Source organism: Novosphingobium umbonatum (assembly GCF_004005905.1).
In the GTDB taxonomy this organism is placed as follows: domain Bacteria; phylum Pseudomonadota; class Alphaproteobacteria; order Sphingomonadales; family Sphingomonadaceae; genus Novosphingobium; species Novosphingobium umbonatum.
The window spans coordinates 155,974-176,312 of sequence record NZ_SACO01000001.1; the positions used below are offsets into that span (position 1 = coordinate 155,974).

Here is a 20,339-nt window from a genome sequence, read left to right on the forward strand (position 1 = left end):
ACTTTGCCCCAGCACGATACCGGCGATTTCCTGCCCCAGCCCGGCACGTTTTATGCCCTCTGCGCCCCTGCGCCCAAGCATGATCCCCATGCGGTGCCGGTGCGTGGCGACTTGGCGCATATCCGTCTGGCGGGGCAAGTGTTTGTGCCGCATTATGTTGTGCCGGTGCGCTATCGTACCTTGGCGCAGGCCGCCTTGCTCGCCGCGCCTGCCGGTGATGAACTGGCGGTGCTGGAAGCGGGCGCGGAATTTCATGTGCTGGACGTGACCAGCGATTATGTCTGGGGTGAAGTGCCGCAGGGTCCTGTCGGCTATATTGCCCGCAATCTGGTGGAGCCTATCTGAGCCATGACCCATAGCGTGTTCATCGATGGCGCCGCAGGCACCACGGGGCTGGAAATCGCCGATCGTCTGGCAGGGCGCAGCGAGTTCGAGCTGATCATCCTTGACGATGCAAGCCGCAAGGACCCCGCTGCCCGCAAGGAAGCGATCCGCGCCGCCGATTTCGCCATCCTGTGCCTGCATGATGATGCCGCGCGCGAGGCGGTCGGCTTTGCCGCAGGCAGCAAGGTGCGGATCATCGACGCCAGTACCGCGCATCGCGTGGCCGATGGCTGGACCTATGGCTTCCCCGAAATCACCGGCCGCGATGTGGTGGCCAATGCGACCCGCGTGTCGAACCCCGGCTGCTATCCCACCGGCTTCATCGCGCTGATCGCGCCTTTGGTGCGCGCGGGGCTGCTGCCTGCCGACTGGCCCTATACGGTCAATGCGGTGTCGGGTTATTCGGGCGGCGGCAAGGCCTTGATCGAGCGGTTTGAAGAAGACCGCGACATTGCGTTCCGCGCCTATGGGCTGGGCATGGGGCATAAGCATGTGCCCGAAATGACCCGCTACGCCGGTCTGGTGCATGGACCGGTGTTCGCCCCCAGCGTGGTGCCCGCCCATCGCGGCATGTGGGTGGAAGTGCCCCTGCCCTTGGCGGCTATCCCCGGCGCTGCCTCGCCCGATGCCCTGCGCGAGGCTTTGGCCGCGTTTTATGCAGGCAGCAAGGTGGTGAGCGTCGCCCCCGCGCAAGTGCCCGCCGAAGTGCTGCTGCGCGGGTCGATGCAGCCCAGCGACGCCCTGACCCTGCATGTATTCGGTTCGGCCGATGGCACGCAGGCGCGCCTGGTCAGCGTGCTGGACAATCTGGGCAAGGGCGCCAGCGGGGCTGCGGTGCAGAACCTCAACCTGATGGCAGGTCTGGACGAGACGGCAGGTCTGGCGCTGTAACGCTTCATCCGGTTTTGGATTAAAGCCCTTCTTCCCGCAGCGGCGGGGAGGAGGGCTTTGTCATTTATGCGGCCAAAACCGGCATGCCTATTTTTCAGGCAGCGCCTGCGTAAAATTTGATCACAAAACAGGCGTCCGGCAGCGCATTAACCAAAGAAAAATGCGCGCAGAGAGGCAAAACTTACGGAAAACGTCAAAATCGGGTGTTTTCCTGAGGGTGCAATTGGCCTATTCACCCCATGTCGACTCTGGCACGAATCTTGATAGATTATTACCGGCGTCAACCGGATCGGCCCCTGCCCGGCCAAGGCCTGATTTCAGGCACTGGACAGCATCGGCGCCGGTTTTAACGCGTTGCGGGGCCATAACCCGCCAATGAGGGATAGTGCAGGCGTGAAAAAGATCGAAGCGATCATCAAGCCCTTCAAGCTGGACGAAGTGAAGGAGGCGCTGCACGAAGTCGGCGTTTCGGGCATCACCGTCACCGAAGCCAAGGGCTTTGGCCGCCAGAAGGGCCATACCGAACTCTATCGCGGCGCTGAATATGTCGTCGACTTTCTGCCCAAGGTAAAGCTTGAGGTAGTGGTTGCCGACGATCTGGCCGAACGCGTGGTAGAAGCCATTGCCGGCGCCGCGCAAACCGGCCGTATCGGCGATGGCAAGATCTTTGTCATTCCGGTGGACAATGCCCTGCGCATCCGCACCGGCGAACGCGACAACGACGCGGTCTGATTTTCATTCTGGCGGGGCGCTGTGCATCGGCGCCCTGTTTTGCGTAAATTGTGCCCATACTTAAAGCCTCGCGGCTTAGAGTTTTTTGTGGAGAATATGAGTAATGGCTACTGCAGCGGACATCATTGCCCGGATCAAGGACGAGGAAATCGAGTGGGTTGATCTGCGCTTCACCGACCCCAAGGGCAAGTGGCAGCACCTGACCATGGTTGCTGGCCTGCTGGGCGAAGATGAGCTGGAAGGCGGCCTGATGTTCGACGGTTCGTCGATCGAAGGCTGGAAGGCCATCAACGAATCCGACATGATCCTGAAGCCCGACCTCGACGCGGTTTACATGGATCCCTTCTCGGCCACCCCGATGATGATCGTGGTTTGCGACATCGTCGAACCCTCGACCGGCGAACTCTATGCCCGCGACCCCCGCTCGACCGCCAAGCGCGCCGAAGCCTTTGTGAAGGCTGCCGGTTTCGGTGACACCGTCTATGTCGGCCCCGAAGCCGAATTCTTCGTGTTCGACGACGTGAAGTTCTACGACGGCTACAATGGCAACGGCTTCTCGATCGACGACATCGAACTGCCCACCAACTCGAACAAGACCTATGAAGGTGGCAACCTGGCCCACCGTCCCCGCGCCAAGGGCGGCTACTTCCCCGTAGCTCCCGTTGACAGCCTGGTCGACGTGCGCGGCGAAATGGTTTCGACCATGATCGACATGGGCCTGCCCTGCGACAAGCACCACCACGAAGTGGCCTCGGCACAGCACGAACTGGGCCTGACCTTCGGCACGCTGACGCAGACCGCCGACCGCATGCAGGTTTACAAGTATGTGGTGCAGCAGGTTGCCCATGCCTATGGCAAGACCGCAACCTTCATGCCCAAGCCCATCAAGGGCGACAACGGTTCGGGCATGCACACGCACATCTCGATCTGGAGCGATGGCAAGAACAACTTCGCTGGCAACGGCTATGCCGGTCTGTCGGAAGAGTGCCTGTACTTCATCGGCGGTGTGATCAAGCACGCCAAGGCCCTGAACGCCTTCACCAACCCCACCACCAACAGCTACAAGCGCCTGGTGCCCGGTTATGAAGCCCCCGTGCTGCTGGCCTATTCGGCTCGCAACCGTTCGGCCTCGTGCCGTATCCCTTACGGTGCAGGCACCAAGGCAAAGCGCGTGGAATTCCGCTTCCCCGACGCGATGGCCAACCCCTACCTGTGCTACGCCTCGCTGCTGTTGGCTGGTCTTGACGGCATCAAGAACAAGATCCACCCCGGCGAAGCCATGGACAAGAACCTGTACGACCTGCCCGCCGACGAGCTGGCCCAGGTTCCCACCGTCTGCGGTTCGCTGCGCGAAGCTCTGGACGCTCTGGCTGCCGACCACGACTTCCTGCTCGAAGGCGGCGTGTTCACCAAGGACCAGATCGAAAGCTACATCGAACTCAAGTGGCCCGAAGTGCTGCGTTGGGAAACCACGCCTTCGGCCGTTGAATTCGACATGTATTACAGCCTCTGATCCCTCGATCAGACGTTGCAATCACAAAGGGGGCGTCCGGGAAACCGGGCGCCCTTTTTTTGGGTTTAGAGGTTCAAGATGTGCCTCCGGCGGGCAAAGGGCGGGGGCCCTTTGCAATCCCGATAATGGGTCGCGCATCATCCGATAAGGGGCCATAATTGTGTTTGAAGGCCGCTGCGCGGCGGGGGTTTGGCCGGAAATGGTGGGGAGCTGCCACTCGCCCAGAGTTGGGATTACTGTCGGACGGGCGTCATAGGTCCAGACTGAGACGTGCGTCGCCACCCTTTGGCAGAAATGATCCTGCCACCGTCGAACGTGAAGGCGACCCGAAAGAGGCCACCGCTATGCGTGTCGATAAATTCAACCACAATTTTCTGCTCCCCACATCGGTCCTGTGCTAACGCCGGAATGCCATCCCAGCCAAAAAACCGATATGTGTCAGCTTTCATCTCACGTGCTAGCGCCATCGCCCCAGCCACTCCGCTCGCAAGAGGCAACCCAACATCTCCGCCGCCAGACGAGAAAGAAGCGGTAGGATCAATCAGTCGTTGCAGTTCCGCATTGGGCTTACCATCCGATGCAGCCGCCAAGTTCATCGCTTGGACAGCGCGTTGGCTTAATAGGCTTTGGAGTTCGCCGATGTATTTGATGGACGGCACGTCACAGGCAATATGGGCCACGTCAGCCGCTTTCAGCTGTTCCGAGTATGCCGATGAAGCGGCAAGAAGCGCAAGAATTAGTATCGGCATAAAAGCAATATGGTACGACAGTGGAACGTCCGCAAGTGGGGCGCTTTCTGCCATTCAAGCGACGGGAACTTCAGCACCTTATCCAAGACGCTACCCTTCCTTCCCGCGAAGCGGCTTAAACCCCATTTGCGCCGCCATCGCAGGCCTCAAGCCCCACCCCATTATCGGGATTGCAAAGGGCCCCGCCCTTTGCCCGCCGGAGGTATCTTCTCCCTAAAATCAATAATCCTTTGAAACCTTGGCATTGACACTCTGCCGCCCCGTGCTGGCCACGCTGCCCAGCAGGGCCAGCCAATTGGTCAGACGGAACTCCAGATTGGTGGCCGAATAACCCCGCCCATCGGTGACGATCTCAGCATAGACGCGGCGGCCCAGATATTTGCCGACAGCCACGCCCATCTGCCGCCCCAGCGCCGCATCGGCGGACACAAAGCGCAACCGGTCCAGCCCGATGGCACTTCGCAGCTTGTTGATCGGGTCCAGCCCGCCACCGCCATGCAAAGCCGCCAGTGCCGCCCCCAGTTGCACCGCCTCCGGCGCCGATATCTGCGAGATGGAATCGCCAAACAGGATGCGCGCCAGCAATTCCTCCTCGGGCAGGGAAGGCACTGAGGAGAAAGTGATCTGCGGCCGCATAGCCGTGCCGCGCACATTCACGGTCGCGGTCAGATTGTTGATCGTGGCGCTGGCCGCCATATCCAGCTGCGGATCGGGCGGGCTGGCGCCGTTAAAGGTAATCTTCCCGCGCGACAGGTCAAAATGCTTGCTGGCAAAGTCATAGGTGCCGCTAACAAGGCTGGCCGAACCGGAAATGGCCGGCTCCAGCAGGGCGCCGCGCAATTGCACATCGGCGGTCCACTGGCTGTCCAGCCCCAGCCCCTGCATCCGGATACCCGATCCGGCGGCATCGACCACCAATCGCCACGGCATTTCACGCTCTGCGGCAGGCGCGATGTCGGCGCGGCGGTTGATCTCCTTGGTCGGCAAGGCAGGCAGCGCCGAAGCCGCACTCGCCTGTCCCAAACGCCACCGCGCGCTGTCAATCGACAACCTGCCCGCAATCGTGCCGGTCAGCCCGTCAGACAGAATACGGATCGGCCCCGTCGCTACCAGCGCCATATCGGGCCGCGCCAGCAATTGCGCTCGCCGCGCCGCCAAGGTGATGTCGATACCCGGTCCGCGCCCGCCTTCCATCCGTGCGAAATCCAGTCGCCCGCTACCGCTGACCGTGCCGCCGCCATGGGTCTGCCCCGACAGGCTGGTCAGCGCCAGCACCGAACCGGAGAAATTGCCCCTTGCGCTGATGCCCGTTATATCCGTGCCCGCCTGCCCGCTTTGCAGCCTTAACGCATTGCCCGCCAGCGACCCGCGTATTTCCGGCGCATCGAGCGATCCGGTCATATCGGCGGCAATCTCGATCGGGCCGGACAGATCAAAACTCTGCAAAGCCATCAACCGCCACAAGGCATCGGCCGGACCGCCATAGCGCATTTGCGCCACCAATCGCCCATGCAGCAGCCGGTCGGCCAACATGCCATCGCCCACCAGACGGTCAATCCGCCCCTGCACCCGTCCCAGCACCGATGAGCCATCGCTGGCCACCGCGCGCAGATCCAACCCGTCAGCGCGCAGATGCGATACCACCGCCAGATCGACCGCCCGCGAATTCTGCATCAGGCCCGAACGGGTCAGCCCCTTGATCAACAATTTGGCATCCGCGTCGGGCGCTTTTTCGCGGCGCTGGATATAGGTGATCTGCCCCGTGGCGCGCCCGCCAAGGCCCAGATCGGCCGCCACCACATCGGCCAGCGCCAGCGGCATATCCGCCACGCCCAGCCCCAGTTCCAGCACACCATTGCCCACCACACCTTGCGCCAGCAATCGACCGCTGCCCACGCTGATCTGGCTGGGGGCCAGACGCCATTGCAGGCCTTCAGGCCGTTGATCGGCACTCAACACCGCGCGGCGCGGCATGGCGATAGGCTGGCCCGCAAAGCTGCCGCCCGCCAACAGGCTGATGCGGTTAGGCGCGATCTCGCCCGCAGCCGAAAGATCAAACCGGCTGCCGCGGCGCCCACCCAGCGAGGCCGTAAAGCTCCCGCTACCATCATTCAGCTTGGTGCCCAGCGCCAGCTTGCCGATGAACAGCTTGCCCTTGCCCACGCCCTGCGCGGTCAAATCGGTGGCCAGTGTGCTATGCTGCTTTTGCAACAGGCCGCTGGCGGTCAGGCTGCCCTGCGCGATGGTCAAAGGGCGATCGCCGTCGAAATGGGCATTTTTGGCGGTCAGCTTGGCGGCGATCCCCTGCCCGCCCGAACGAGGGGTCAGCGCCACATTGCCGGTGACGCCGCCGCCATAGACGGTCAAACGGCCATCGGCGGCGCCCTGTCGCCAATCCACCGTGCCAATGACATGGGTGGAGGAAAAGGTGAAATCACGCAGGTCCAGTCGCGCCGTCTCGCTATCAGGCAGGCTGACGCCCAATTGGCCGGTAAAGGGACCGAAGGCGCTCTCGCCCCTGCCGCTGATGCGGATCGCCTCGGCCTCTGGCGACAGGGCCAGCACCACATTTTTCACCCCCAGCGCGGGGAAGGGATCCTGCAGACGGACCTCGCCCGCCGGTCCCCTGTCGTCATAAGTGATCGCGCCGGAGAAACTGCCATAGCGCGCCTGTTGCCCCTGAGCATTCACAGCCAACGCGCGCGAGGCCCCCCGCTGGCCGGTCAGCGACAGGCTGAGTTGGGGCGCCTCGATCAGCCCATTGGCGATGTTGAGCACATGCCCCTTGGCCACCTCTACCCGCGCGGAAAAACGCGCCGCCCCACCCGCCAGATCGGCCAGCGTGGGATTGGCAAATTGCGGCAACACCCCGCGCAGATCGACGCCCACGCGCCATGGCTGGCCACGCGCCACCGTTACCAGCACGCGCCCCTGCGCATCGGCCGCTCCCACCGGCAACGGCCATTGGCGCAAAGCCGCATCCCCCGCCACGACATAAAGCCCCTTGGCCATGTCGCCGCGCAGCACCGCCTTGGCGCTGCCTTTGGGGATGGAGAAAGTCAGGTCGGGCGCGGTGATGCTGCTGCCCGCAATCGCCAGAGTGCCGGTGGCACGCACCGGCTTCAATTGCGCATCGAACAAGCCATCGGCGGTGACAATCTGCCCCGCCACCAATTCCAATGGCACCCGCCAGACACCACCTTGCCGCGTCAGGCTACCTTGCGCGCTCATAGCGTTGAACGCCGTATCGCCACTGGTCCAGCGCGCGGCCTGTGCCTTGAAATGCAGGCTGGGCGCAGTCAGCGGCCCTTGCGCATGGACTTGGGCGGAAAGCCCCGCCAGTGCATCATCCTCGCCCAAAGGCAGATGCGCCCCGCCGGTCAGGGCCAGCGTCAGATCCTCGAACCGGCTCTTGCCCAGATCGACCCGCCCATGGCCACGCAGCACCGCCTGCGCCGCGCCGAGACGAAATTCGCCGCTGATCACCTTGCCATCAACATGGCCGCGCCCGCCCAGCGCCAGCGTTTCCCCGCCTAAAGTGTGGCGCAAAGCCTGCGGCATCAGCGGATCGAGCCAAAGCCGCCCGCCCCAGCGATAGGCCCCACCCGCCTGCGCCAGAACCAGCGCCGCCGCTGGCCGCGCATCCTGCTGCGCCAGCAGCCAGCTTTGCCACTTATCCCACGTGCCCCTGCCGCCCAGCCTGATCTGGCTCGAGGATTGCGCGCCGGTCAGCCCCGCCAGCAAGCCCCCCTTGGGCGCGCGATATTCGCCCTGCATGGCAAAGAGGTTCTCGGCCCGATGGGCGTCGAGTTGAAAATTGAGCCGGTCCTCGGCGCCTAACTTGCCATGCAGCATGACCTGCGCCACGCCCTTGGCCAGATAGAGCCGTCCATTGAGATCAATCCGCCGCTCCACCCCGCCCAGCCTGGCGGTCAGCGCCTTGCCCAGCGTCAGTCGCTCCACCGCGAAATGGTCGATCCGCAGGTCATAATCGGGCCACAGGCTGCCCGCCTCGTCCGTGTCGCGCAATTGGGGCAGGCGTTGCAAAGTCCCGCGCCGCAGCACCACCTGCCGGATGAACAGTCCCTTTTGCGTGAACAGCAAAGGTTGCCAATCCAGCACGCCCTCGCCTGCGCGCAGGAACACGCCTTGGGGATCGCGCAGCACCAAGCCTTCCAGACGGGCCCGGCCATAGATCGAGCCTTCGATCCGCCCGATCGAGACCCGCAATCCGCCCGAAAACTCCTGCATGGCCAGCACATCGATGATCAGGCGATGGCCAATCGGCGTATCCAGCCCCAGCACCAGCGCGCCCGTCGCCGCCACCAGGCCCACCGGCAGGCCCAGCACATAGCGCCGCCAGCCAAAACGCCGCTTTGGCACATCCGGCACAGGCGGCTCAGCAGGGGTCTGTGGCTCCTCCATCAAAACGCCTGTCCCAGCGCGACATAGACGCCAATCCGGCTATCCCCCGCTCGCGGGTTAAGCGGCGTGCCCAGATCGAGGCGGATCGGGCCAAAGTCGGTTTGATAACGCAGCCCCAGCCCCGCACCAAAGCGCCAGTCGCGCATGATTGGTACAATCCCCGCCTCGACATTGCCGCCATCGAGGAAAGGCACCAGTTGCAATTTCTTGCCCATCAAGCCGGTGTTAATCCGCGCCTCCAGCGAGGCTTCATACAGCGAGCGCCCGCCCTTGGGCTCGCCCAATTCGTTGCGCGGGCCGACCAGATTATAGCCATAACCACGGATGGAGGCCCCGCCACCGGCATAAAGCCGACGCGAGGGCGCCACGTCATTGATATCCGTGCCCGCCAAAGTGGCCAGACGCAGCCGCCCCGCCCAGACCACCGGACCGGTTTGCCGATAGGTGGACGCGTCCAGCTGGACCTTGACATAGGGCGAAAACTGGACCCGCGCCCGACTGGTCTCGGGCGAGATGCGGATGGCCCAGCGATAGCCGCTGACCGGATCGAGCAGGCTATTGGTACGATCAAACGCGGCCCGCATCGGCAGGGCAGCGGTCAGATAGAGAATGCGCCCCTTGGTCACCCCGCTGGGCACGCCTTCGCGCTCTTCCGAAGCCTGCGCCTCCAGCCCCACCGACCAAGTCCACGGTTTTTGGAACAGAAGATTGGTCAAACGTTCATAACTGGTCGCAAAGGCCACCTTGCGCGCGGCATAGGAGGTCAGCGTGGCATTGTTGGCATAGAGATCAAAGGTCAATTGCCGGTCGCGGCCATGGAAATTGGCATTGCGCACGGTCGCGCCCAGCAATTGTTCGTTGGTGCCCAGAATGCCGCGCAGTTTCAACGAACCTTCGGGCGGCAACAGGTTGCGATGCTCCCAACTCGTCCCGATACGCGCGCCTTCGCCCGTATCATAGCCCAGCTCGCCCGCGATCGTGTGCAAGGGCGCCTTGTTGAACGCCACATCCAGCGTGACCTCGCCGGGCGTGTCGCCTTGCGGCGCGCGGGTCTCGCGCGGGGTCACCGTCACGCCGGACACCAGACTGGTGGCCAGCATGGCGCGGCGCAGATCCTCTACATCGTCATATTTATAGGGCTGCCCTGCACGGAAACGCGCAATATCGGCCAGATGCCGCGCCGACAGAAATCGCGGATTGACCGAGCTGATCCCGCCAAACACATAGGTACCCGCCGGTTCCACCGCGATGTCAACATCGCCGCTGTCATTGGCATGGTCGATGGTCAGCGCAGGCGCGGGCACTTTGGCAAAGGGATAACCATTGTTGCCCAGCCATTTGCCAATATCCCCCGCCGCCTTGTCCAAAGCCTCGCCATCCATGGGCGCACCTGTTTTGATTGGCAGGTCGGCCATGGGATAGGCTGTGGCCGCCAAATGGCCGGTGGTGACGCTGGCAATCTTGTATCGCGCGCCCGGCGCAATGTCGAAACGCACCGCGCCAATGCCCGCCTCGCCATCGCTGCCCGCATTGAAGATCGGGCTTTGCGTCACTTCCCCATCGTAAAAGCCATAAAGGCGTAGCAATTGCACCAGCAGCTTGCGGTCGCTGGTGCCGCGCACCACGATTTGCGACATGGCTTCGACATCGCGCGGGCCGGTGCCTTGCAAGGCGGAATAGAGCTTGAACTTCTCCTCGATCGGGCCGCGCAATTCAAACCCTGCCGCAGGCCAGACCAGATGCGCCCGCCCGCTGGCCAGCACGCTTTCCAGCATGCCCTTGCCATCGGGAATAGCCGCGCTCGATGCGCTGGCCTGTGCCAGAACCTGTACCAAAGGATCGCTGTCATCAGGCGTATCGGACAACAGGATCGGCGGCTCGGCCTTGTCCTCGGGCCATGGCACGTCCAGTCCGGCAATATCGGGCAGCGGAGAATCAGGACGCAGAGGTGCTTCCTCGACCGGCTTGGCGGCCTCCTCCGCTTTGGCTTCTGACGCCTCTTGTGCCGGCACCGGCGGGGGTGCCTTGGCCCATTCCTCCGGCTTGGCCACGGCGGCATCGGGGATCAGGGCCTGCAATTCGGCATCGGTCTGTCGCCGCTGCGCCCATGCAGGCGGGGCCAGCAAGGCCAGCCCCAAACCGATCAGCGATGTGGAGACAAAGGCCTTAGAAGCTGCTGCCGCCGGTCCACGGGCTAAAGCTGGAGCTGTCGGGCATGGGCAGCTTTTCGCCGCCGCCCTGACCGCCGCGCCCACGCTTGCCAGCTCCGCCCTTTCCGGCATTCTCGGCGGCATCGCGGATAAGCTGGTCCTGTTCGTCATCGGTAAAACGGTGCCATCCATCGCGCCCCAACCGTTCCAGCGGGCGATAGCGCACCTTATACTGCATGCGTTCCGACCCTTCGACCCAATAGCCAAGATAGACATAGGGCAGGCCTTCGCTGGCGGCACGGCGGATGTGGTCGAGGATAATGTAATTGCCAAGCCCCGTTCTGGTCGCATGTTCCGGGTCGTAGAAAGAATAGATCATCGACAGGCCATCGCCCTGCCGATCGGTGAGACAGGCACCCACCAGGCGACCCGGCAAGGCATCCTGGGAAGGCTCCCTATATTCGATCACATAGGAGGTGACCGGTGTGTGTTCCACCATATCGGCATAATCCACCTCGTCCATGGTGGCCATGCCTCCGCCGGGGTGGCGTGCGGTCAAATAGCGCTGGAGCAAGGCGAACTGTTCAGCGGTGGACCATGGATGGCACACCGAGGCGACCAGATCGCTGTTCCGCTTCAAATTGCGCTTTTGGGTCGAGTTTGCCTGAAACTCCCCCGCCACCACGCGCACCGACACACAGGCCGAACAATCGGTGCAGGATGGGCGATAGGCCACCGTCTGGCTGCGCCGAAAACCGATACGGCCCAGCGCGTCATTCAACGCATCGGCATGCGGGCCTTTCAGCTCGGTAAACACCTTGCGTTCGGTCCGCCCGTCCAGATAGGGGCAGGCTGCCGGAGCAGTGACGAAGAACCGGGGAAAGCGGACGGGAGCGGTCACAGGTCAGGCGATCCTAGGGGTTGCAGCTGGGCCCTTATTGGCCTTTGGGCGTTAACATTCTCTTGGCGAAAACTCTTTGTTCCAGAGTTTCAATCTATGCTGCCATGGCTGCGCAGGTCAAAGGATTTTAACCACACAATTGGCGCAAACAGGACCAAAATCCCTCCGCATTCGCCGTTCTGTTAACGCTTTCCTGCCCGAAGTTTCAGCTCACCTCGGCCTGAATCACCTCATAACCCTTGTCGCGCAAAGACTTGACCAAAGCATCGATCTGCTCGCCATCGCGGGCCTCGCATTCAATATCCGCCGTCAGGCCCTTGGCGGGCAGATGGGTGAAGATGCGTTGGTGATAGACCTCGATGATATTCACCTGATGCTTGTTAAATTCTTCGACCACCTTGAACAGGGCGCCGGGGCGGTCCTGCAGGGTCAGCTTCAACCGCGCCAGACGGCCCGAACGCGCCAGATCGCGCAGCAGCACATTGGCCAGCAGGCGCTGGTCAATATTGCCGCCCGACAGGACGATGCCCACCTTCTTGCCCGCGAACAGATGCGGATGGGCCATCACCGCCGCCAGACCGGCTGCGCCCGCGCCTTCCACCACGGTCTTTTCGATCTGCAACAGCAGCGATAGCGCGTGCTCCAGTTCGGATTCCGAAACCAGCACGAAATCATCGAGCAATTTTGCCAGCACCTTGGAGGTGAACTGGCCCGGCTCCTTCACCGCGATGCCTTCGGCCAAAGTATCACCGCCGATAGGATAGTCGGTGCCCTTGAGGAGGTTATACATCGAAGGGTAAAGCTGGGCCTCCACCCCGATCAGGCCGATATCGGGCTTGATCGCGCGGGCCGCCGTGCCCATGCCGGTGGACAGGCCGCCACCACCCACGGGGATGACCAGCATATCCAGATCCGGATTGTCCTCCAGCATTTCCAGCGCCACCGTGCCCTGCCCTGCGGCCACCAAAGGCTCGTCAAACGGGTGGACAAAGGTCAGGCCCAGCTGCTTTTCCATGCTGCGCGCATAGGCATAGGCCTCGTCAAAAGTCTCGCCTTCCAGCACCACCTTGCCGCCCACGCTCTCGGTCTGCATCACCTTCACGGTGGGCGTGGTCTTGGGCATGACGATGGTGACCGGCACGCCAAGACGGCTTCCGTGATAGGACAAGCCCTGCGCATGGTTGCCCGCGCTGGCGGCGATCACGCCCCGCTCGCGCTGTTCCTGAGTCAGATGCAGCAGGGCATTGAGCGCGCCGCGCTCCTTATAGGCGGCGGTGAATTGCAGGTTTTCAAACTTGAGATAGACCTCACAGCCGCAAATCTTCGACAGGGTGCGCGAATGGTCCAGATCGGTGCGCACCACATGGCCCGCAATACGCTCTGCAGCGGCGCGGATATCGTCGATGGAAAGCAGCGCGGCAGCGTCGCTGGCGGATGTTTGAAGGGCCTCGGTCATAATCTGGCAGCCCCTAGCGGAAAAAGCGCGGCCAAGGAACCTCCATTCTTGGGCTGTTACAGGCATGAAGCCAATTGGCTTTGCGCGGACAGGCGTTAAAAGGAGCGGCATGAGCGAAACAGAAAACAGCGCCGCAACGGATGCCAAAGCCTTAGAGCCTAAAACCATCGCCATGATCGGCCTTGGCGTGATGGGCGGGCCGATTGCGCGCCATCTGGCCCATGCGGGGCATTCGCTGGTTCTGTATAACCGCACGCCCGCCCGTATCGAGCGATGGCAGGCGGCCAATCCCGATATTGCCGTGGCCGTGGCGGGCAATGCCGCCGAGGCTGCCGAACAGGCCGATGTCGTCATCACCTGCGTTGGCAATGACGATGATCTGGCCGAGGTGGTGCTGGGGCCGCAGGGGGTGTTCTCCACGCTGCATGAAGGCGGCTTGTTTATCGACCATACCACCGTTTCGGCGCGCATCGCCCGCCAGATCGCGGTGGAGGCGCGGGACAAGCATGTGCTTTGCGTCGACGCGCCCATGACCGGCGCCCAGGCAGGCGCAGAAAAAGGCACGCTGACGCTGATGTGCGGCGGGCGGGCCAATGCGGTGGAGGCGGCCAAGCCGGTGATGAGCGCCTATGCGCGCCGCATCGTGCATATTGGCAAAGCAGGCACCGGTCAGGCGACCAAGATGGTCAACCAGATCGCGCTGGCGGGCATTACCGCCAGTCTGGCCGAGGCATTCCGTCTGGCGCAGGCCGAGCATCTCGATCTGGAAAAGGTCTATGAGGCCATTTCCGGCGGCGCGGCGCAAAGTTGGCAGATGGACAATCGCTGGCACACCATGGCCGAAGACCGCTATGATTTCGGCTTTGCGATTGACTGGATGCGCAAGGATCTGGGGCTGGCGCTGGATGAAGGGCGCGGGCTGGGCCTCAGCTTCCCCACCACGGCGCTGCTCGACCAATTGTTTGCCGATGTGCAGGCCATGGGCGGCGGACGGCAGGACACGAGCGCGATCCTGCGCCGCCTGCCCAAGCGGGGCTTGCGTTGAAGCGAGAGTTTGCGGCTTTAGGGTTGCTGGCTGGCGCGCTGCTAGGGGCCCATCCGGCGGCGGCAGATACGCTGGTCGACCATGTGCACGGCCGCACGCTGGACGCGCAGGGCCATGTGGAGCGCTTCACCGGCATGGTGATCGCGCCCGACGGGCGAGTCGCGCGGCTGCTGCATGAAGGCGAGGAACGCCCCACCCGCCCCGATTATGTGCTGGATGGCCATGATGCCGCGCTGATCCCCGGCCTGGTGGTCAGCCATTTGCGCCTGATGCCGCTGGCGCTGGACAGTATCGCGCCGCCGCAGGCAAAGCGCCCCCTGCCTCCGCCCCGCCCCGAGGACCGCGATCTGGCGCTGGCCAGCATCCAGCCCCGTCTGTTGGCGCAGGGCATTACCGCCGTGGCCGATATGGGCACCACGATAGAGGATTGGCAGACCTATCGCCGCGCGGGCGATCTGGGGCAGCTTAACATCCGCATTGTCAGCTTTGCCGATAGCATCGCCAATATGGTGTTGATCGCCGGATCAGGCCCGACGCCCTGGCTGTATGAGGACCGACTGCGGTTAAACGGCTTGCTGGTGGATACCGGTGGCAGTCCCAAGCCCTCGATCATCCAGATCAAGAACCGGATCAGCCGTGCAGGAATGGATCATTTTCAAGTGGTGGTGAGGCTGGAGCCGGTCACGCCTTCCCGCACGGATGAAGTGACCAAAGCCATGGCGGAATTGGCCGAAACCTATCAGGGCGATCGCCGCTGGACGGTGGCCACCGCGCCCGCCAGCCTGCCTTTGCCAACGCCGCTGGCGGGATTGCCCGCCACCGTCAGAACGCAAACATTGGACAGCTACGGCCCCGCCGCCGCGCAAGGCCTGTTTGCGGAAACCCGCTTCGGACGCGTGGCCAAGGGGTTCTGGGCCGATTTCGTGTTGCTGGATGCCGACCCGCTGGACGTTAACGCCCTCGCTCCGCGCCCGCTCTCCACATGGATCGCGGGGCGGATGGTGTGGCAGGCCGAAACGCCGCGCCCTTAAGCGGCAGCCTGCGGCTCCTCAGCCTCGCTGGCAGCCTGCTTGGCAGCCTTGCGCTCGCCAAACCACATCACCACCAGCGATCCTTCGAACAGAATCATCAAAGGCACCGCCAGCATCAATTGCGAGCCGACATCGGGCGGGGTCAGAACGGCGGCCAAAACCGTGATCCCCACGATCACATAGCGCCGCGCACCGATCAATTGCGCCCGCGACACAATGCCCGCCTGATTGAGCAAAAGCAGCAGCACCGGCAACAGGAAGCTGATCCCGAAGGCAAAGATGAATTGCATCACCAGCCCAAGGTAATCATCCACGCTAGGCAAAGCCTGCATTTCCACCCCGCCATGGCTGCCCTGAAATCCCAGCATCCATGCAAAGGCGGTGGGCATCACCACATAATAGGCCAGTGCGGCCCCCATGCCAAACAGCACGGGAGTAGCCAGCAGAAAGGGCAGGAAGGCCTTCTTCTCCTTGGCATAGAGGCCCGGCGCGATGAAGGCCCATAGCTGGTTGGCGATCACCGGAAAGGACAGCATGAAAGCGGCAAACACCGCCACTTTCAGATCGACAAAGAAAGCCTCATACAGCTTGGTATAGATCAGCTTGCCCGCAGGGCCCGCCGCATCGCGCAAAGGCTGGACCAGAAAGCCTAGAATGGGGTTCACGTAATAAAGGCAAATGCCAAAAGCCACCGCCAGCGCGGCAATGCAACGCAACAGACGCGAGCGCAGCTCGATCAGATGCTCCATCAACGGAGCCTGCGTTTCGTCCAGATCCTTGATTTCAAATGCCATAAAGGTCGCTTTACTGCCCCTGCTGCGGGGTGGGGGCATGGGCTGGCTGCTCGGCATCATGCGCCACCTCTTTGGCCGCCGCCGAATGGGGATCAACCGGCAGATCGCCAGCCTCCTCCGCCGCGCTCAAAGGCTCGCTGGGCGCATGTTCGGCCAAGGGAGCGGGCAACGCGGGATCAGGCGCCGGATGCGCCTTCATGATCGCCTCGTTCTGCTCACGCCATTTCTTTTCCATCTCCTCCATTTCCGCCTCGCGGATCATGGTTTCGATGCCGCTGCGGAAATGGCCGGAAACGCGGCGCACCGTGCCCATCCAGCGCCCCATGGTGCGCATAGCGCGGGGCATATCCTTGGGGCCGATGACCACCACGGCCACAATAGCCGTCAGCAGAAATTCGGATGGGGCGATGTCTAGAAACACGCGCTGGTCCTGCTTCTATCAGTGCTGCGCGTTCTGCTCGGTCTTGGCAGGCTCTGCGGCAGGGGCCACTTCGGGCTTGTCCAGCTGGGCAGGCGGCGTCACGGGACGATTGGTCGTCTCGTCAGCGATGCCTTCCTTGAAGCTTTTGATACCCTTGCCAAACTCGCCCATAATATCGGACACGCGACCACGGCCAAACAGCACCAGCACCACCAGCAGCACGATTACCCAGTGCCAGACAGACCCGAAACCCATTCTTCCTACTCCATCCATCAAGCCGAACAGGCTTTTCACACCCTATCTAGGCGCATTATTCCTCCGGCGCCAGCCCATCCGCTGATTGACGTATCACTTGATCAACCTGCGGATCATCAGACGCGCCCATCAAGGCCTCCATCGCCGTATCCACAGGGTCCAGCAGGCCGGTGGCGCGCAATTCCTCAATCCCCGGCAAATCACGGCGACTGTTGAGGCCAAAATGGGCAAGGAAAGCGGGCGTGGTGGCGTAAATCACCGGACGGCCCGGCACTTCGCGCCGGCCAGCCATACGTATCCAGCCCGATTCCAGCAGCACATCCAACGTGCCCTTGGCGGTCTGCACCCCGCGAATCGCCTCGATCTCGGCGCGGCTGACCGGTTCGTGATAGGCGATGATGGCCAAGGCCTCGGTGGCGGCGCGGCTCAACTTGCGCGGTTCTTCATGCACAGGGCGCAGCAGATGGGCCAGATCGGGCGCGGTCTGGAAATGCCAGCGCCCGCCGCGCTCCACCAATTGCACGCCGCGCCCTTCGTAATGCGCGGATAATTCGCGCAAGGCCCTGCGCACATCCGCGCCCTCCATCCCGCCATGATGGGCCAGATGGGTGGCCAAAGCCTGCGGCGTCATCGGTTGGCTGGCGGCGAACAGGGCGGCCTCTACCGCGCGCGACACATCATCCATCACCCGATCCTGCGCATTGTCAGCGGGCCGAACACGTGCGTTTGCACCAGTTCCACCTTGCCCTGCTTCGCCAATTCCAGCGCGGCGACAAAACTGCTGGCCAAGGCGGACCGGCGCAGGCGTTCATCCGCCCATTCGCCCACGCCTTCGGGCAGGAAATCACGCAATTCCACCCAATCGAGCCGCAAGCCCAGCATCGCGCTCAAACGCGTCAGCGCCGAGTCCAGCGTCATCACTTTGCGCTCGGCCACGCGATGCACCACCGGAATGCTGCGCGCCTTCACCTGCCCATAGGCGGCGATCAGGTCATAGACCCCACATTGCCATTGCGCCTTGCGGTCCACCGCCAAGCCTTCGGGCGCGCCACGCGCGAACACATCGCGCCCCAACCGGTCACGCCCCATCAGCCTTGCCGCCGCCTCACGCATCGCGGCCAGCCTTTGCAGGCGCAATTGCAGGCGCAGGGCCATTTCTTCGGGGCTGGGCTGTTCCTGCTCCTCCTTGGGCAGCAGCAGCGAGGATTTGAGATAGGCCAACCACGCCGCCATCACCAGATAATCCGCCGCCAGTTCCAGCCTGAGCGCCTCGGCCCCTTCAATATAGGCCAGATATTGATCGACCAGTTCCAGAATGGAAATGCGCCGCAAATCCACCTTCTGCCGCCGCGCCAGATCGAGCAGCAAGTCCAGCGGCCCTTCCCAACCGTCCAGTTCCAGCATCAGCGCATCCGATGGTGGCGCGCTGATGCTGGAGAACTCCGGTCCGGCAGGGGCCGCTTCGCTCACCCCGCAAGGCCCAGCAAGGCGTCACGCTTGGCGATTAACTCGGCGTGCAGCGCGCGGTCCAAGGCCTGCGGCACCTGCGTGACGGCCAAAGCCTTCTCCAGCCTTTCCGCCGCGCCATCCGGCATGGTCGTGCATGCCTGCGCGATGCCCAGCATATCCTCCATCTTGCCCCAGCAATTGAGCACCAGATCGCAACCGGCGGCCAAAGCCTTGGCGCTGCGTTCGGGGATCGTGCCGGACAGGGCCTGCATGTCGATATCATCGGTCAGCAGCAGGCCATCAAAGCCGATCAGGCCACGGATGATTTCCCGCACGATCCATGCGCTTTGCGTGGCAGGGGCGGCCTCGTCCCATGCGGGGAACAGGATGTGGCCGGTCATGCCGATCAGAGCGCGCGGGGCGATGGCGGCAAAGGGGGCGATGTCGCGCTCCAGCTCCTGCGCGCTGGCGTGGACGGTGGGCAGTTCCTTGTGGCTATCGGCACCGGCGCGCCCATGGCCGGGCATATGTTTGATCACACCCGCCACGCCTGCCAAGGCCAGCCCGTCCAGAATGGCCCGCCCTAAAGCGGCCACCCGCAAAGGCTCCTGCCCCAAGGCGCGGTCGCCAATCACATCATGCGCGCCCGCCTCGCGCACATCCATGCAGGGCCAGCAATCGACGCTGATCCCCGCCTCGGCCAGTTCCATGCCCAAAGCCTGCGCATTGGCCCGCGCCGCCTCGATCGCGCTGGCGGGGGCCAGATCATAGAGGCGCGAAAAAGGCTCGCCCGCCGGATAGGCAGGCCACACCGGCGGCTTCATCCGCGCCACGCGGCCGCCTTCCTGATCGATGGAGATCAACAACCGGTCCTGCCCGTGCAGGCTGCGCAAATCATCGGTCAGCGCGCGCAACTGCTCACGGCCCTGCACATTGCGGCCAAACAGGATGTAGCCCGCCGGCTGTGCATCGCGGAAAAAGGCGCGTTCTTCAAGGGTGAGCGTAGGGCCGGACAGGCCGAAAATGGCTGGGATCATGCCGCCATGCCTAGCCGCATTGTGATCCCCTGCGCAAGGCAGGCCGCGCTGCTATCGACAGCGCGGGCCGTGACTCAGTGCTTGACCTGACAGGGCAGCGCTTCGGCCTTCAACCTTTCGCACAAAGCCGCACCGCCGCCCGCGCCGGTCACCAATTGCAGGCGATAGACCGTGCCCAGATCAATCTTGGCCGCCACGATGCGGTGATTCATGCCCTTGAGCGATTCATGCGCGGTGACCAGACGGTTCCACCCCGCCTGCGCCGCCGCATCGCTGGTATAGGCGGCAATCTGCACCACGCCGCCCGCCGGACCGCCATCATCGACAGGCGCAGCGACTGGAGCCGCCTTGGGCGCAGCTTGCGAAGGCGCAGCCACCGGCGCGCCACCGGCAAAGGAAGCGCCAGCGCTGGGCACAGCATTATCGCCGCCCAATTGCGCCAGATGCTGTTCCCCCTGCGAAGCGGCATAGGATGTGTCGCCCGTGCCCGCATATTGCTTGCCCCCCGGATCGGAAGGGGCTTCCTTGAACGAGCCGGAAGGCGCCGCGACATAGCCTCCATCGGCCACCGGCGCCTCCCCCGCCTGACGGTGAGTCGCAAACCAGATGCCGCCGACCAAGGCCAGCAAGAGCGCAAGCCCCGTGCCCGCCGCCAACATCACCCGCCGCGAATCGATGCCATAGGCATCGTCCTCATCCGCTGATTCCAGCCAGGGCAAACGATCGGTCCCCATCGGCTGCGCGGTATAGACAGGCGCAGGCGCATCCACATGGTCGGGCACGAATTCAGCCGTCGCGGCCTGAGGCTCAGGCTGAGGGTGGCGACTGGTGTCCATCACCACTTCCTGCGCTTCGGCGGCCAAAGCCTCCCGCGCGCCCACCAGCCAATCGGCATCGCCCAAGGCCGAAGCGGCAGAGGAAGCCGCCGAGGCGGCCCCCTTGAGCGGCGCGTAGCCATCCGAGGCGCTGGATGCCGCCAGATCAGTCCAGGACGATGCCTCCCGCGCCCGCTCGATCAGATCCCTGGCGCGTGAGGCGGCATTGGCCGCCTGCGTTGCGGGGTTCAAACCATGCTGTGGATCAGGATTGCCCTCTGTCCCGTTCAC

General features: G+C 63.4%; 18 protein-coding genes. 6 read left to right on the forward strand and 12 right to left on the reverse strand.

Features of this window, described 5'->3' with window-relative positions:
- Nucleotides 1-3: 3 nt before the first annotated feature.
- The 4 genes from EOE18_RS00630 to glnA all read left to right on the forward strand — a co-directional run bounded on the left by EOE18_RS00630 (nucleotide 4) and on the right by glnA (nucleotide 3,520).
- Complete coding sequence (locus EOE18_RS00630; RefSeq protein ID WP_127705175.1) at nucleotides 4-345, forward strand: SH3 domain-containing protein; 342 nt, start codon at nucleotides 4-6, stop codon at nucleotides 343-345.
- A gap of 3 nt (nucleotides 346-348) precedes the next feature.
- Nucleotides 349-1,275 (forward strand): N-acetyl-gamma-glutamyl-phosphate reductase, encoded by a 927-nt coding sequence (argC, locus tag EOE18_RS00635; RefSeq protein ID WP_127705177.1) that lies wholly within the window; start codon nucleotides 349-351, stop codon nucleotides 1,273-1,275.
- Nucleotides 1,276-1,668: 393 nt separating this feature from the next.
- The gene (locus EOE18_RS00640) at nucleotides 1,669-2,007 is read left to right on the forward strand and encodes a P-II family nitrogen regulator (RefSeq protein ID WP_127705178.1); all 339 of its coding nucleotides are present in this window, start codon (nucleotides 1,669-1,671) and stop codon (nucleotides 2,005-2,007) included.
- A 103-nt stretch (nucleotides 2,008-2,110) separates the two neighbouring features.
- Entirely contained in the window at nucleotides 2,111-3,520 is a 1,410-nt protein-coding gene (glnA, locus tag EOE18_RS00645; protein ID WP_127705180.1) for a type I glutamate--ammonia ligase, read from the forward strand.
- Between the two features lie 233 nt (nucleotides 3,521-3,753).
- Here the strand turns inward: glnA and EOE18_RS00650 are convergent, their stop codons facing one another.
- The 5 genes from EOE18_RS00650 to EOE18_RS00670 all read right to left on the reverse strand — a co-directional run bounded on the left by EOE18_RS00650 (nucleotide 3,754) and on the right by EOE18_RS00670 (nucleotide 13,201).
- Nucleotides 3,754-4,323 carry a hypothetical protein gene (locus EOE18_RS00650; RefSeq protein ID WP_127705182.1) on the reverse strand — a complete coding sequence of 190 codons (570 nt, stop codon included), beginning with the start codon at nucleotides 4,321-4,323 and terminating at the stop codon, nucleotides 3,754-3,756.
- Between the two features lie 165 nt (nucleotides 4,324-4,488).
- Entirely contained in the window at nucleotides 4,489-8,694 is a 4,206-nt protein-coding gene (locus EOE18_RS00655) for a translocation/assembly module TamB domain-containing protein (protein ID WP_127705184.1), read from the reverse strand.
- Nucleotides 8,694-10,820 carry an autotransporter assembly complex protein TamA gene (locus tag EOE18_RS00660; protein ID WP_164852619.1) on the reverse strand — a complete coding sequence of 709 codons (2,127 nt, stop codon included), beginning with the start codon at nucleotides 10,818-10,820 and terminating at the stop codon, nucleotides 8,694-8,696. The genes EOE18_RS00655 and EOE18_RS00660 overlap by 1 nt, the downstream gene beginning before the upstream one ends.
- A gap of 40 nt (nucleotides 10,821-10,860) precedes the next feature.
- Nucleotides 10,861-11,745: an arginyltransferase gene (locus EOE18_RS00665; RefSeq protein WP_127705188.1), complete on the reverse strand. Its 885-nt coding sequence runs from the start codon at nucleotides 11,743-11,745 to the stop codon at nucleotides 10,861-10,863.
- Between the two features lie 205 nt (nucleotides 11,746-11,950).
- Nucleotides 11,951-13,201 carry a threonine ammonia-lyase gene (locus EOE18_RS00670; protein WP_127705190.1) on the reverse strand — a complete coding sequence of 417 codons (1,251 nt, stop codon included), beginning with the start codon at nucleotides 13,199-13,201 and terminating at the stop codon, nucleotides 11,951-11,953.
- 109 nt (nucleotides 13,202-13,310) lie between these two features.
- Between EOE18_RS00670 and EOE18_RS00675 the strand changes: the two genes are divergently transcribed.
- Both EOE18_RS00675 and EOE18_RS00680 read left to right on the forward strand, forming a co-directional pair.
- The gene (locus EOE18_RS00675; protein WP_127705191.1) at nucleotides 13,311-14,246 is read left to right on the forward strand and encodes an NAD(P)-dependent oxidoreductase; all 936 of its coding nucleotides are present in this window, start codon (nucleotides 13,311-13,313) and stop codon (nucleotides 14,244-14,246) included.
- Nucleotides 14,243-15,277: an amidohydrolase family protein gene (locus tag EOE18_RS00680; protein WP_127705193.1), complete on the forward strand. Its 1,035-nt coding sequence runs from the start codon at nucleotides 14,243-14,245 to the stop codon at nucleotides 15,275-15,277. The genes EOE18_RS00675 and EOE18_RS00680 overlap by 4 nt, the downstream gene beginning before the upstream one ends.
- On the opposite strand, the gene tatC is transcribed toward EOE18_RS00680, so the two are convergent.
- The 7 genes from tatC to EOE18_RS00715 form a co-directional block, all read right to left on the reverse strand.
- The gene (gene tatC, locus EOE18_RS00685) at nucleotides 15,274-16,071 is read right to left on the reverse strand and encodes a twin-arginine translocase subunit TatC (RefSeq protein ID WP_127705195.1); all 798 of its coding nucleotides are present in this window, start codon (nucleotides 16,069-16,071) and stop codon (nucleotides 15,274-15,276) included. The genes EOE18_RS00680 and tatC overlap by 4 nt on opposite strands.
- A gap of 10 nt (nucleotides 16,072-16,081) precedes the next feature.
- Nucleotides 16,082-16,492: a Sec-independent protein translocase protein TatB gene (gene tatB, locus EOE18_RS00690; RefSeq protein WP_127705197.1), complete on the reverse strand. Its 411-nt coding sequence runs from the start codon at nucleotides 16,490-16,492 to the stop codon at nucleotides 16,082-16,084.
- Between the two features lie 18 nt (nucleotides 16,493-16,510).
- Nucleotides 16,511-16,747, reverse strand: coding sequence for a twin-arginine translocase TatA/TatE family subunit (locus EOE18_RS00695; RefSeq protein ID WP_127705199.1), 237 nt, complete (start codon nucleotides 16,745-16,747; stop codon nucleotides 16,511-16,513).
- Between the two features lie 55 nt (nucleotides 16,748-16,802).
- A complete protein-coding gene (scpB, locus tag EOE18_RS00700) occupies nucleotides 16,803-17,432 on the reverse strand; it encodes an SMC-Scp complex subunit ScpB (protein WP_127705201.1) in 630 nt (209 codons plus the stop codon).
- Nucleotides 17,432-18,217, reverse strand: coding sequence for a segregation and condensation protein A (locus EOE18_RS00705; RefSeq protein WP_425464271.1), 786 nt, complete (start codon nucleotides 18,215-18,217; stop codon nucleotides 17,432-17,434). Before EOE18_RS00705 ends, scpB begins: the two co-directional genes overlap by 1 nt.
- Entirely contained in the window at nucleotides 18,214-19,233 is a 1,020-nt protein-coding gene (gene nagZ / locus EOE18_RS00710) for a beta-N-acetylhexosaminidase (protein ID WP_127705203.1), read from the reverse strand. The genes EOE18_RS00705 and nagZ overlap by 4 nt, the downstream gene beginning before the upstream one ends.
- A 74-nt stretch (nucleotides 19,234-19,307) precedes the next feature.
- On the reverse strand, nucleotides 19,308-20,339 hold the full coding sequence (locus tag EOE18_RS00715) for a hypothetical protein (RefSeq protein ID WP_127705205.1): 1,032 nt from the start codon (nucleotides 20,337-20,339) through the stop codon (nucleotides 19,308-19,310).